At 49.5% G+C, this 13877-nt stretch carries 13 protein-coding genes; 6 read left to right on the top strand and 7 right to left on the bottom strand.

Going from position 1 to position 13877, the window contains the following annotated elements; all coding sequences use genetic code 11:
- Nucleotides 1–51 precede the first annotated feature (51 nt).
- The 5 genes from dacA to lipA all read left to right on the top strand — a co-directional run bounded on the left by dacA (nt 52) and on the right by lipA (nt 4804).
- On the top strand, nt 52–1263 hold the full coding sequence (gene dacA, locus WBL83_RS07950) for a D-alanyl-D-alanine carboxypeptidase DacA (RefSeq protein ID WP_424588626.1): 1212 nt from the start codon (nt 52–54) through the stop codon (nt 1261–1263).
- Nucleotides 1264–1372: 109 nt separating this feature from the next.
- The gene (ybeD, locus tag WBL83_RS07945; RefSeq protein ID WP_183271141.1) at nt 1373–1636 is read left to right on the top strand and encodes a DUF493 family protein YbeD; all 264 of its coding nucleotides are present in this window, start codon (nt 1373–1375) and stop codon (nt 1634–1636) included.
- 84 nt (nt 1637–1720) lie between these two features.
- Nucleotides 1721–2362, top strand: coding sequence for a lipoyl(octanoyl) transferase LipB (lipB, locus tag WBL83_RS07940; protein ID WP_424588625.1), 642 nt, complete (start codon nt 1721–1723; stop codon nt 2360–2362).
- Between the two features lie 327 nt (nt 2363–2689).
- A complete protein-coding gene (locus WBL83_RS07935; RefSeq protein WP_424588624.1) occupies nt 2690–3613 on the top strand; it encodes a YbeF family transcriptional regulator in 924 nt (307 codons plus the stop codon).
- A gap of 225 nt (nt 3614–3838) precedes the next feature.
- The gene (gene lipA, locus WBL83_RS07930) at nt 3839–4804 is read left to right on the top strand and encodes a lipoyl synthase (RefSeq protein WP_424588623.1); all 966 of its coding nucleotides are present in this window, start codon (nt 3839–3841) and stop codon (nt 4802–4804) included.
- A gap of 100 nt (nt 4805–4904) precedes the next feature.
- Here lipA and tatE read toward each other — a convergent pair whose 3' ends face one another.
- Nucleotides 4905–5108, bottom strand: a complete 204-nt coding sequence (gene tatE / locus WBL83_RS07925) for a twin-arginine translocase subunit TatE (protein ID WP_424588622.1) — start codon at nt 5106–5108, stop codon at nt 4905–4907.
- Between the two features lie 128 nt (nt 5109–5236).
- The gene (locus WBL83_RS07920) at nt 5237–6025 is read right to left on the bottom strand and encodes a deaminated glutathione amidase (protein WP_424588621.1); all 789 of its coding nucleotides are present in this window, start codon (nt 6023–6025) and stop codon (nt 5237–5239) included.
- A 107-nt stretch (nt 6026–6132) separates the two neighbouring features.
- Here WBL83_RS07920 and crcB point away from each other — a divergent pair, with 107 nt between their 5' ends.
- A complete protein-coding gene (gene crcB / locus WBL83_RS07915; protein WP_424588620.1) occupies nt 6133–6516 on the top strand; it encodes a fluoride efflux transporter CrcB in 384 nt (127 codons plus the stop codon).
- 212 nt (nt 6517–6728) lie between these two features.
- Here the strand turns inward: crcB and cspE are convergent, their stop codons facing one another.
- The 5 genes from cspE to WBL83_RS07890 form a co-directional block, all read right to left on the bottom strand.
- Entirely contained in the window at nt 6729–6938 is a 210-nt protein-coding gene (gene cspE / locus WBL83_RS07910) for a transcription antiterminator/RNA stability regulator CspE (protein WP_004100146.1), read from the bottom strand.
- A 234-nt stretch (nt 6939–7172) separates the two neighbouring features.
- A complete protein-coding gene (locus WBL83_RS07905) occupies nt 7173–10292 on the bottom strand; it encodes an efflux RND transporter permease subunit (protein WP_424588619.1) in 3120 nt (1039 codons plus the stop codon).
- The gene (locus WBL83_RS07900) at nt 10289–11740 is read right to left on the bottom strand and encodes an efflux RND transporter periplasmic adaptor subunit (RefSeq protein WP_424588618.1); all 1452 of its coding nucleotides are present in this window, start codon (nt 11738–11740) and stop codon (nt 10289–10291) included. Before WBL83_RS07900 ends, WBL83_RS07905 begins: the two co-directional genes overlap by 4 nt.
- Entirely contained in the window at nt 11737–12996 is a 1260-nt protein-coding gene (locus WBL83_RS07895) for a TolC family protein (RefSeq protein WP_424588617.1), read from the bottom strand. The genes WBL83_RS07900 and WBL83_RS07895 overlap by 4 nt, the downstream gene beginning before the upstream one ends.
- A gap of 174 nt (nt 12997–13170) precedes the next feature.
- Nucleotides 13171–13620, bottom strand: a complete 450-nt coding sequence (locus tag WBL83_RS07890) for a DUF2946 domain-containing protein (protein WP_424588616.1) — start codon at nt 13618–13620, stop codon at nt 13171–13173.
- Nucleotides 13621–13877: the final 257 nt, after the last annotated feature.

The following is a 13877-nucleotide window of genomic DNA, read 5'->3' as shown; positions in this document are numbered from 1 at the left end:
CTATAGTAAGGCACTTTTTTTATTCCTATCATGGATGTCGTTGTTCTAATCATGAATACAGCCCCTTCTTTTCGTTTTGTTAAACGCCTGGCGCTTAGTACAGCCCTGACTCTTTCGGCGATGGCTGCTGCACACGCTGACGACCTGAACATTAAAACCATGATCCCAGGCGTTCCGCAGATTGATGCTGAAGCCTATATCCTGATTGATTACAACTCCGGTAAAGTCCTGGCTGAATCCAACGCCGATACTCGCCGTGACCCCGCTAGCTTGACCAAAATGATGACCAGCTACGTCATCGGTCAGGCAATGAAAGCCGGGAAATTTAACGAAAGTTCTATCGTAACCGTCGGACAGGACGCATGGGCTACAGGTAACCCGGTCTTCAAAGGTTCCTCTTTGATGTTCCTGAAACCAGGCATGCAGGTGCCAGTATCGCAATTGATTCGCGGGATTAACCTGCAGTCCGGTAACGATGCTTGTGTGGCTATGGCTGATTTCGTGGCGGGTAGCCAGGATGCATTCGTCGGACTGATGAACAGCTATGTTTCCGCTCTTGGCCTGAAAAATACCCATTTCCAGACCGTACACGGCCTCGATGCAGAAGGTCAGTACAGCTCGGCGCGTGATATGGCGCTGATTGGTCAGGCACTGATTCGTGATGTGCCAAACGAATACTCTATCTACAAAGAGAAAGAATTCACCTTCAACAATATCCGCCAGACAAACCGTAACGGCTTGTTGTGGGATACCAGCCTGCAAGTTGATGGCATCAAAACCGGCCATACAGACGCTGCGGGTTATAACCTGGTGGCTTCTGCAACCGAAGGCCAGATGCGTCTGATTTCCGCAGTACTGGGTGGTCGCACCTATAAAGGCCGCGAAACTGAAAGTAAGAAACTGCTGACCTGGGGCTTCCGCTTCTTTGAAACTGTTTCTCCACTCAAAGCAGGTAAAGAGTTCGCTTCTGAGCCAGCCTGGTTTGGTGATAACGACCGTGCATCACTCGGTGTGGATAAAGACGTTTACCTGACAATCCCACGCGGCCGCATGAAAGATTTGAAAGCCAGTTATGTGCTCAACACTACCGAACTGCACGCCCCGCTGCAGAAAAACCAGGTGGTTGGGACCATCAATTTCCAACTGGATGGCAAAACTATCGAGCAACGTCCATTGGTCGTGCTTCAGGAAATGCCAGAGGGTAACTTCTTCAGTCGTATCATTGATTACATCAAACTGATGTTCCACCATTGGTTTGGTTAATAATTGAACACTTGAAAGAGTGGAAGTCATCCCCATATACTATGAATCAAAGCAACTCCCGCCGGCTGGCGGGAGTTATCATTTTTAATGCCGTAACGCTGGAGCTACCATGAAAACCAATCTGAAAGAATTGCTCGAATTCCCGACTTCCTTTACTTACAAAGTAATGGGTCTGGCGAAGCCTGAGCTGGTTGATTTGGTCGTTGAGGTGGTGCAGCGCCACGCACCTGGTGACTACACTCCGCAGGTAAAACCGAGCAGCAAGGGTAACTACCACTCTGTCTCAATTACCATCAATGCGACCCACATTGAACAAGTTGAAACTCTGTACGAAGAATTGGGCAATATCGAAATCGTTCGTATGGTGTTGTAATCTGCGCCCGGCCTTCTGGCCGGGTACTCCCTTTTCTCGCTGTGATATACTCCCCTCACTTTTTAACCTGCCGGAGACGATGTTTTGTCTCAAGATACTATTCAAATCCGCCAACTTGGCCTGCAGCCTTACGAACCTGTTTCGCTGGCAATGCATGAATTTACAGATACCCGCGACGAAACCACTGCCGATGAAATTTGGCTGGTAGAGCACGAGCGCGTATTTACTCAAGGCCAGGCAGGAAAAGCCGAACACGTACTGGTTCCCGGAGATATCCCTGTCATCCAAAGCGATCGCGGTGGCCAGGTGACCTATCACGGGCCAGGCCAGCAAGTTATGTATGTGCTGCTTAATCTGAAACGCCGCAAACTGGGCGTGCGGGAGTTGGTCACCATCCTTGAGCAGACGGTGGTTAACACACTGGCAGAGTTGGGCATAGAAGCCTATCCTCGCGCCGATGCGCCAGGTGTCTATGTTGATGGTCGTAAAATTTGCTCTCTTGGTCTGCGCATCCGCAAGGGATGTTCCTTCCACGGTTTAGCATTGAATATTGATATGGATTTGAGCCCATTCTTACGAATCAATCCCTGTGGTTACGCTGGTCTTGAAATGACTCAGGTGAGTTCTCTGCGTCCAGGCGTGTTACCTGAAGATGTGCAGCCGTTGCTTATCAATAATTTTATTGTATTACTCAATAATCCATCAGTTAAATATTTATCCGCATAATATTACTTATTCCTTTAACTGCACCTTAACCGGTGCGGTTATTAAATAATATATTAACCAGCAGTGCTTTACTTTCCGATAAGTTTTCTATACTTTCCCTTTGTTAAACAAAAGGTAGTCATTGTTATATTCATTTGCCAGGGATAAATCCCGCACCCAATAATATCAATTTATAATATTGATGTAATGAATGAACAAGCCTATTTACTGCCCTCCTGATATTATTAGCCATTGCTAAATTTAGAGTTTAATAAAAATTAAACGATAAACATTTGAAAATACATTTTGAGTGGATTCCATTATAAGTTCACCAGGGAGAGAATTTGCATGGAAAGAGATGAAAAAAATAACTATCCAACTTTCAAAACACTACGTGGCATTGATCTTAATTTATTAACTGTTTTCGAAGCGGTTTACATCCATAAAGGGATCGTCAATGCGGCTAAAGTGTTAAATCTCACACCTTCAGCGATTAGCCAGTCCATCCAAAAATTGAGAGCCACATTTCCCGACCCGCTGTTTATCCGTAAAGGACAAGGTGTCACACCTACGGCTTATGCCGCTCATTTGCATGAATATTTTAGCCAGGGACTGGAGTCAATTCTCTGCGCGTTAGATGTCAATAATCACTACGATAAGGAGCGTATTATTACGGTTGCGAGTACCCCGTCCTCGGGGGCATTATTGATGCCACGAATCTATTCAGCCATTCAGAAATTCAACCCAAAATTAACCGTTCGCAATGTGCCTGTCGCTGAAAGTCAGTTATCACAATTCCAGGCTGATATTGCCATCGACACCCGTCCTCATCTTGGCCCGGGCATCAGTAGCTATAAATTATATGATGACCGTCTAGTTGCGGTATGCCGCCGTGACCATCCGAATGCAGAATCAATATTCTCCACAAATGATAATCACGGGATGAATTTCACCTTTTTGATTATGCAGGATGATCTGTTCACCGATACACGCCATCTGATTAACGAAATCTTACCGAATCGCCATATTAGGTTTAGTAGCTATAACCTGTTAGTTATCGCTTCAATGCTCAGCACCAGCGATCTGATTGGCTTTATGCCGTACAAAATTTTTGAAATGTTTTCTCGTCCGTTCCAACTCAGAACGGTGGAGAGTGAGAAGTTTTCAGCTTTAACGCTTGCCACTACCATGCATTTCAACAAACTCAGCTCACGTGATCCGATATTGCAGGAAGTCATTGAGGCTATCATTCACGAATTTGAGGAAGTGTAGTTATTTCGACCTCGTAGTCTGCGCTACGAGGTGATTTTGCCATTTGTTAACCTGAGAAAGCGCACAAACCAACAACTCATTTACAATTCTTTCCCCGTTTCCTGCTCTGCCAGGCTGATTTATCCCCTTCAGTGATGGTATACTGCGCGCGCTATTAAAAAATAGTTGATAAATAAAACATTCGATTAGCCTGACTTCGTTATCAGCAACTGGAATACGTACGATATGAGTAAACCCATTGTAATGGAACGCGGCGTTAAGTACCGCGACGCCGATAAAATGGCTCTGATCCCGGTTAAAAACGTGGTGACCGAGCGCCAGGAGCTGTTAAGAAAGCCAGAATGGATGAAGATCAAACTTCCATCTGATTCGACCCGAATTCAGGGTATCAAAGCGGCAATGCGTAAAAATGGTCTGCACTCTGTGTGTGAAGAAGCCTCCTGCCCTAACCTGGCGGAATGTTTCAACCACGGAACCGCAACTTTTATGATCCTTGGCGCCATTTGTACTCGCCGTTGTCCGTTCTGTGATGTTGCCCATGGCCGCCCAGTTGCACCAGACAACAATGAACCGGCTAAACTGGCGCAGACGATCGCTGATATGGCGTTGCGCTATGTGGTTATCACCTCTGTTGACCGTGACGATCTCCGCGATGGTGGTGCACAGCATTTCGCAGATTGCATCAGCGCTATCCGTGAGAAAAACCCAACGATCAAAATTGAAACGTTAGTGCCGGATTTCCGCGGGCGTATGGACAAAGCGTTAGAGATCCTTACCGCTACGCCACCAGATGTGTTCAACCACAACCTGGAAAACGTTCCGCGCATTTATCGTAAAGTCCGCCCCGGTGCTGACTACAACTGGTCTCTGAAACTGCTGGAACGTTTTAAAGAAGCGCATCCAGACATCCCGACCAAGTCAGGCCTGATGGTAGGTTTAGGCGAAACGAACGAAGAAATTGTGGAAGTTATGCGCGATCTTCGCCGCCACGGCGTCACAATGCTGACCCTGGGCCAGTATTTGCAGCCAAGCCGCCACCACTTACCGGTGCAGCGTTATGTTAGCCCGGATGAGTTTGAAGAGATGAAAGCAGAAGCATTGGCAATGGGCTTTACCCATGCAGCCTGTGGCCCGTTTGTTCGTTCTTCATATCATGCAGATCTGCAAGCCAAAGGCATGGAAGTCAAATAACGATGTAACAAATTGTTACTTTTGACTGGTACTTTATGCAAAAAAAAACCGGCTCATTCAAGGCCGGTTTTTTTATCGCTATTGGAAGCGGAAGTCTTGATCAGTCTTTGTGCGTAATACGGTCAGTTGTTGCATCCGTATTGTTGGCAGACTTTGCCACGGTCTCGTCATCATTCATGGCTTTTTTAAAGCCCTTAATTGCCGCACCGAGGTCGCCACCGAGGGTACGCAACTTCTTGGTGCCAAATAACAAAACAATCAGCGCACCGATCACCAACAACTTAGTAATACTAATCTCACCCATAGCAACCTTCTTTAATCATGCATGCCGTGAATACGGCGAATAATACACTGAGACAATTAACGGTCATTTTCTCTCGCGATACAATAGCAACCTGTAACAAGTTGAATCAAGAGCTGCTCAAAAATTAATCACATTAACTGCGGCGATACGAAACGGCGGTTTTTCAGAACCGGAAGCATAGCTCGTACCTCGTCAAGATGCTGGCTTTCCAGTTCTGCGTAAATCAACGCCTTGCGCTTATTTGCCGCCGCAACCACCACTCCGAGTGGATCAACCACCTGGCTGTGGCCAATGTTTTTATTACCGCACTCGCCCGCAGCCACAACATAACAGGTGGTGTCGAGCGCTCGCGCGGCGAGGAGTGTCGACCAGTGCATTTCTTTGTTGGGTCCCCGTAGCCAGGCGGCGGGCAGAACCAGAACTTCTGCGCCGGCTAAAGCCAGACTTAATGCCATCTCGGGAAAACGCACATCGTAGCAGGTCATCAATCCCACTTTAAAGCCCGCGACATCAATCAAAGGTGGCAAACTTTCTCCCGCATCAACCAGCCGCGATTCCTGCACGTTAAACGCATCGTACAGATGAAGTTTCTGATAGCGGGCAATAACCTCACCACCACGAATAGCCAGCAAGGTATTCGCCGCCCGCCCTGCTGTAGTTTTGATATGCAGCGTCAGAATTGTCGTCAGTTGATTATGGCGGCTTTGTTCACACAGCGGCTCGATGTACGCTTCATGCACCGTTTGTGCAGATTTGACCGATAAATCTGGATCATTGTCGTCTCGCGCCAGCAGCGCTTCGGGAAGCACCAACAAATTCGCGGCTGCGTTATTGGCCTGTTCCATAAACCCGAGACAGGTTTGTACGTTTTCCTGCCAGTCCTTACTCACCGCAAATTGCCCGACTGCAACTTTCATTGTGGTTTCCCAAAAGGTCGCGAATATTTTCAGTATACCCGGTGTGAAACGCTCCGTGCTGACGTTACACTCATTCTCTTGCGCATTATAACGAACAGGAAAATATTGTGTTGCAGATGCTATTAGCCGTGTTTATTGGCGGCGGGACGGGGAGCGTTGTGCGCTGGTTGCTCAGTATGAAACTCAATCCTGTACATGGCGCCATTCCAATTGGGACATTGACGGCAAACCTGGTGGGTGCATTTATCATCGGTCTTGGTCTTGCGCTGTTCACTAAAATGACGCATCTCGATCCCGTCTGGAAACTATTGATAACCACCGGTTTTTGCGGCGGCCTGACAACGTTTTCGACCTTCTCCGCGGAAGTCGTGTTTCTGCTTCAGGATGGGCGTCTGGCATGGGCGGGACTCAACATGCTGCTGAACCTCGCAGGTTCGCTAATCATGACCGCCATCGCATTTTGGATAGTTTCTTTATCCTACGGCCAGTGATTCGCCACGCGTTAAGGTTAGCTTAATTTTTGTCTGCCACTCTGTGTGAAAAATAGCATGGGATAAGATGATGAAAGAACTTGTAGCTGGGTGGACAGCGGTGATGGTCAGCACTTTGATTGTGGCGTGCTTTGTGAAACTGTATTTATTTCCTTGAATTTGAAGCAAAAAAAACCCGCCTTGGCGGGTTTTTATATTCTACTGGTAATGACTTAGATAGGCATTACGTTTGCAGCAGATGGGCCTTTGGCACCGTTAGTGATTTCAAACTCAACGCGCTGACCTTCAGCCAGGGTTTTGAAACCATTGCTCTGGATTGCAGAGAAGTGTACGAACACGTCTTTGCTACCATCTTCCGGAGTAATGAAGCCAAAGCCTTTTGACTCGTTAAACCACTTAACGTTACCTTTAATCTTAGACATCTAAATTACCTTTACATGAAAAACGACACAAATGCTGTGTCGAACACCAGTACACCAATTGTCATGGATTTTGTCCAGCCCCGATTTGCTAAAAAGTGAGAAAAATTGCTACCTATTTTAAAAAGTGTGCGGCAACCCGTATTTTCAAACAACAGTTAGCAAGCATCTCGGTTTGGATTGATTTCAGCCTGTGCAGATTAACAAATTTGGAAGCGTAGCCAGGGCAACCTACTTTTATTTATGCCTTTTTAGTAATACATACATCGCAGGGATCACCAGCATCGAAAGTAATGGCGCTGTGATCATGCCGCCAATCATCGGTGCTGCGATGCGGCGCATCACTTCTGAACCGGTGCCATCACCCCACATAATCGGCAACAACCCCGCCATAATCGTCGCCACCGTCATGACTTTTGGCCTGACGCGTAATACCGCGCCTTCATGCAGGGCGCGCATCAGCATGGGTTTTCCTCCCAACGGGTCGAGCGCTTTATGCCTGGTAATGGCTTGATTGAGATAAAGGACCATTATCACACCAAATTCCGCCGCTACCCCTGCTAAGGCAATAAATCCAACCGCTCCCGCGACGGATAAATTATATCCAGGCAGATAGAGCAACCAGACTCCGCCTATTAACGAGAACGGTAGTGTGCCCATGATTAATAAGGCATCACTGACACGCGAAAATGTCACGTAAAGTAAAACGAATATAATCACCAGCGTGAATGGCAGGACGACTCTTAATTTAGCGCTCGCACGTTCCAGATATTCAAATTGACCCGACCACGATAATGAAACACCATCCGGTAATTTGACCTGTAGGTTCACCGCGCGTTGCATATCCTCAACGGCAGATTTTAAATCTCTGCCGCGCAAATCCACATATACCCAGTTTGATAAACGGGCATTCTCGCTTTTCAGCATCGGCGGGCCATCGGTAATGCTGATATCAGCTAATTCAGATAACGCAATCTGGCTGCCATTTGCCGTGATAACAGGCAAGTTTTTCAGATTTTGGACGTTATCTCGCACTTCTCGCGGATAACGAACATTGATGGGATAGCGCTCACGCCCCTCAATGGTTTCGCCAATATTCTGCCCGCCAATCACCGACGCCACCAGCGACTGCAACTCTTTAACCGATACCCCGTAACGCGCCGCTTTCAGCCTGTCGATATTGATATCCACATAACGTCCCCCGCCCAGTCTCTCGGCGAGTGCAGACGTCACACCGGGTACCTGCTTTACCACCCGTTCGATTTGCTCAGCCACGTGTTCGATGGCAGCGATATTATTGCCATTCACTTTGATACCCACCGGGCTTTTGATCCCGGTTGCCAGCATATCCAGGCGGTTGCGAATAGGCGGAACCCAGACATTGGCGATGCCTGGTATTTTGACTACGTTATCCAGTTCACTGACGAGTTTGTCCATGGTCATACCCGGGCGCCACTGGTCGCGTGGTTTAAAACGAATCGTGGTTTCTAACATCGTCAAAGGCGCAGGGTCAGTGGCCGTATCTGCCCGCCCTGCTTTTCCAAATACCGTTGCCACTTCTGGAACGGTTTTGATTAGGCGGTCGGTTTGTTGCAGCAAGCGTCCGGCTTCCCGCGCCGAAATCCCCGGCAAAGTAGACGGCATATACAGCAAATCGCCCTCATCCAGCGGCGGCATAAATTCGCTACCAAGGCGGCTAAGAGGCCACAATGTCGCCAGTAAAACCGCCCCCGCGATCAGCAGTGTGGTTTTTGGACGCGCCAGCACTTTATCTAATAGCGTTTCATAAGCAGCAATCAACCAGCGGTTAATCGGGTTAGCCTTCTCTTCAGGGATTTTTCCGCGAATGAAATAGCCCATCAGCACCGGCACAAGGGTAATCCCCAATCCCGCAGCCACAGCCATCGCATAGGTTTTGGTGAAGGCCAGCGGCGAGAACATCCGCCCTTCTTGCGCTTCAAGGGAAAACACCGGAATAAAGGACAGCGTAATGATCAGCAAACTACAGAACAACGCAGGCCCGACTTCGACCGCCGCTTGTTCTGAAATGCGCCAATAATCTGCCCCCGTCGGTTGCTTATCGGGATTGTCGTGCCGCCATTGCTCCAGCACTTTGTGCATATTCTCGATCATCACAATCGCCGCATCGACCATCGCGCCAATCGCAATCGCAATCCCGCCCAACGACATAATATTGGCGTTCACCCCCAGGTAATGCATCACAATGAACGCACCCAGAATACCCAGCGGCAAGGTTATCATCGCCACCAGCGCTGAACGGAAATGGAACAAGAACAACGTGCAGATAATGGCCACGACGATGAACTCTTCGAGCAATTTATGCGAGAGCGTTTCTATCGCGTTTTCAATAAGGTGTGAACGATCATAAACCGGTACGATCTCCACTCCCGCAGGCAGGCTCTTCTGAATTTGCTGAAGTTTCGCCTTCACCGCATTAATGGTATCGAGCGCATTTTTGCCATAGCGCATCACGATGATGCCACCTGCGACCTCGCCTTCACCGTTAAATTCAGCGACTCCACGGCGAATTTCTGGCCCCATCCGCAGGGTTGCGACATCAGAAAGTAATACCGGCACGCCTTCTCGCGAGGTGATGACCACCTGCTTAAAGTCATCGAGGTTTTTCAGATAGCCCGCGGTGCGCACCATATATTCGGCTTCGCCCATTTCGATAACCGAGCCACCGCCTTCCTGGTTGGCGATCTGCACCGCATTGATCACCTGCTCATGGGTGATGTTCAGCGCACGCATCCGTTGCGGGTCGAGCACTATCTGATATTGCCGCACCATGCCGCCAACACTCGCGACCTCCGAAACGTTCGGCACGGTTTTCAGCTCAAACTTCAGCGTCCAGTCTTGCAGCGCCCGTAAATCCGCCAGACTATGTTTGCCCGTTCGGTCCACCAGCGCGTACTCGTACACCCAGCCCACACCTGTCGCATCTGGCCCCAGCGAGGCTTTTGCCTCCGCAGGAAGTTGCGACTGTACCTGGCTCAGATATTCCAGAACTCGTGAACGCGCCCAGTACGGATCCGTACCATCTTCAAACAAAATGTAGACATAAGAGTCGCCAAACATCGAAAAGCCGCGCACGGTCTTCGCCCCTGGCACTGAAAGCATGGTCGTGGTGAGCGGATAGGTAACTTGATCTTCAACCACTTGCGGCGCTTTTCCCGGATAGTTGATACGAATGATCACCTGCACATCCGAGAGATCCGGCAACGCATCCAGCGGCGCGCGTTGAAGTGACCAAATCCCCCATCCCGCCATCATGATGGCCGCCAGCAGAACCAGCAGCCGATTTTTAAGCGACCAACGAATCACGGCGGCAATCATTTCATCGCCTCCGTCATTGGCATCAGGTGAGTAATCACTGCACCGTGTTCGTCATCCAGAGTAAAGCTGAACATCACATGGTCACCGACTTTCACGCTTTGCGCGTCGGCTGCAGATTTCAGCGAGAAATCCATCGTCATCGCGCCCCATTTGAGTGCCGCAATGGGCTTGTGAGAAAGCGTAATCGAATCATCGGTTATCTCTTTCACCACCGCGTCTCCCTGATATTGCGCAGTGGCAGGTGCGACGGTATTTTCCTGTGGCAGCGCACTACGCAGACTCGCCTCTGAATCAATCAGGAATTGGCCGGACGTGACGACTTTATCGCCCTCCTTCAATCCTTGTTTAATCTCCACCCAGCCGTTTTGCGCCGCTCCAACCACCACGTTGACAGGGTTAAAATGGCCGTCATCCTGCGTGACTAACACCCGGCTCGCATTTCCGGTTTCGATTAACGCTTCTTCTGGCATCGCCAGCACCGGTGGCAGAGTGAGCAGATTCGCCAGTTTGACCCGAAGATACATCCCCGGCTTGAGTTTCATGTGCGGGTTTTCCAGCACCACTCGGGCTTTGAGAGTGCGGGTGGAGGTTTCCATATTCGGCAATAATTCACTGATGCGGCCAGGGAAAGTTTCCCCCGGCAAGCTGTTGCTTGAGGCCACAATCTCACTTCCCACCTGCAGCACTTGCGCCTGAGATTGGGGATAATCGATAACAATCCACACCTTATCGAGGTTGGCAATTTCAAACAGCGGCGCGGTTGCCACCACTTGCGCCCCTTCACGCGTCTCCAGTTTATTGATATAGCCAGCCTTGCTGGCTCGGACCGTCACACGTGTTTGGGGCTGACCCGTACGCTCAACCTGACGAATGATTTCAGCAGGCATGAACTGGAGTTGTAGCCGTTCGCGTGCAGCGGAGCTTAACGCACTGTCACCCAGGCGACGTACCGCGAGATATTCTTGCTGAGCCGCCGTCCATTCAGGGATCCAGAGTTGTGCCAGCGGCTCGCCCGCTTTGACAAACTGCTGAGGGGCATTAACAAACAACTTCTCCACTACGCCGTTGGCGCTGGCGGGAATCATCTGCACGCTGCGTTCATCGGTTGAAACGGTGGCAAAAGCATCAAATTGATAATCCAGCGCTTTCTTCACAACCTGTGCCGTTTTGATCCCCAGGTTTTGCTGCTGACGCGAGCTGACCGTCACCCCGCCATCTTCGGGAGTTTCATCTGCATAGCGCGGCACCAAATCCATATCCATAAACGGTGATTTACCCGGTTTGTCAAAACGCTGGCCTGGGGTCATCGGGTCATACCAATAGAGAACGCTTCGCTCAGAGTGAACCGTCGTCGTCGTAGTGTGGCTCTGTTTTCCCGCGTAATATCCCAGGCCAAGGGCGGCTGCAACAGCGAGCGCCAACAGAGAAATATGTGTGATGGTTTTCATGATGGGTTATTTTCCTGTGGCGTCAGGTAGCGGATGGCGGCCCAGGTTTCAGCCACGGTTTTTTCAGCGTTAAGTGCGTTAAGTTCGGTATCCAGCAGCGTGCGGCGGGCGTTGAGTAACTCAGAAAGGGTCGACTGCCCGGAACGGTATTGCGCTTCAATCAATGAAAGACGCTGGCGTTGCAGAGGTAAAATCTCGTCCTGTTGGCGCAACCAGAGAGTTTGTGCGGCCTGATATTGCGCGACCAACGTGCGGACCAGCGCAACATGTTCCCGTTTCGCGATGGCGAGTTGGTCGTTGGCTTCCAGTGATCGGGACATATCTGCGGCCAGGTCTTTGTCCTGGCGCTGGGTTTTGAAGAGTGGCATATCCACGGTGAACATCACGCCCGCCATGTCATCGTAATCATCCGCGCGATGGGCGTAATACACCTCAACACCGACATTCGGTTTCGCCGCCACCGCAGACTGTGCCGAACGCGCTTTAGCGACATCCGCCTCTCGCGCCGCTTCAATCACTTCAGGATGTTCCCCCACACCTTCTTCCAGCACGATTGGCTCAGCGGGCAAACGTTGGTAACGCGGTAAATTGCCACTGATCGTGTCAATATTTTTACCCGTCAGACGCAGTAAACGAGTCTGTGCCAGAACGACATCGCGCTGGGCGAGGGTCACTTTGTCCTGCATATTTAACAGCGTCATGCGGATATCCACGACACTTGAGGCGGGCGAACTGCCGCTGGCGACCGTCGCCTTTTGCACGGCAATCTGGCGTTCGGTTTCCGCCACCAGTTTGCGTGCGGTTGTCAGCACTTTTTCTGACAACGCCAAATCCAGCCACGCCTGCGCGGTGGTTTTCAGTAACTCCGCTCGAATGACTTCAGCTTTCGCCGCGCTACTGGCCGATTGCGCCAGAATAGTTTCAGCTTTACGGTCGCGTTTCTCCTCGCTGACGTAGTCCTGCATGATGCCAATGCGCTGCATGGTCATGCCTTCGCGAGTGAACCGGTGGCTGTTACTGCCCTGCACCGGAACGTTTTCAATACCAAATTTCAATTTAGGATCAGGTAACTGACGAGCAGAATCGGCCATCGCACTGAGCGCGTTGCTCTGATTGCGGTTGGCGGAAAGCTCTGCGGAATAATGCTCAGCGGCGATAAGGGTCTGTTGCAGGCTGAACTGGGCCGCATTCGCGGCAAAGACAGACACAGCAAACAGCACCCCACCGAGCCATAAGCTCATGGAATGTTGTCTCATATTGGCCTCAGTTACTTAGTCGGGGTAACGGAGATGAGTAGTACGGAAAGCGCAAAGGCTGAAAGCGAACGAAGAGAAATAATAGACATAAAAAAACTCCAGAACGTTAGTCAAAGGACGGCAAAACGCCGCAATACCTGAATCGAAAAGGCATAAACCAAGACAGTGCTGGAGTTATTCTCTAAAGCGACAAAACCGAATCGTGGCCGGAGGGCCGGTGGCAGGAGGCGTTATTAACGTAACGGACGATACCGTTTCATTACATTCCGGGACCACTAAAGCCAGTGTATTTGCCGCCGGTAATGCGGCTAAAGAGCTATGGCCATTATCTTTTTGCATGACCTCAGGAATACAGTGTTTTTCACACAGCATTCCTTTGGTTTTCGCTAAATCTCGCGTGTTATTCATCAGCATATGATCGCTATGCTGAATAGAAAGCGCCTGCAAACTGATGTTTACCGGGCAATCATGCGATGCCACTGCGACCTGGCTGTTGACAAACAGCCAGCCAAACGCCATCAGCAGCATCAAAAGATGCTTTCTGAAAAAACGTAAACGGCTTGTCGACCAGAAAGTGGATGGCAAGATAGTAGTCTCAAATAAACGAACCGGCAGTATAAGCATCAGGCCTTTATATTTTAAAGTGATTTTTATTGGCTTTACATTAAGGGGATTAATTAACAATTACGTAATATATTTTTAATTAAATAGCCTTCGAATGGTTATTAATAGAACGATCGGCTGGACAAATAAATAACGCATATCAATAAGTAAATGTCATAATTGCAACACTGCCTACAAAAGTATCAAGGCAGTCCCACGAAGCTTGCTTAATTTGATGCTTATCAGAAATCACCGCCTGTGATTCAGGCAGATTGGCA

This window comes from Buttiauxella sp. (assembly GCF_049686335.1).
In the GTDB taxonomy this organism is placed as follows: domain Bacteria; phylum Pseudomonadota; class Gammaproteobacteria; order Enterobacterales; family Enterobacteriaceae; genus Buttiauxella.
Note: the sequence above shows the minus strand (reverse complement) of the source record. Positions and strands in the feature narration are given on the sequence as shown.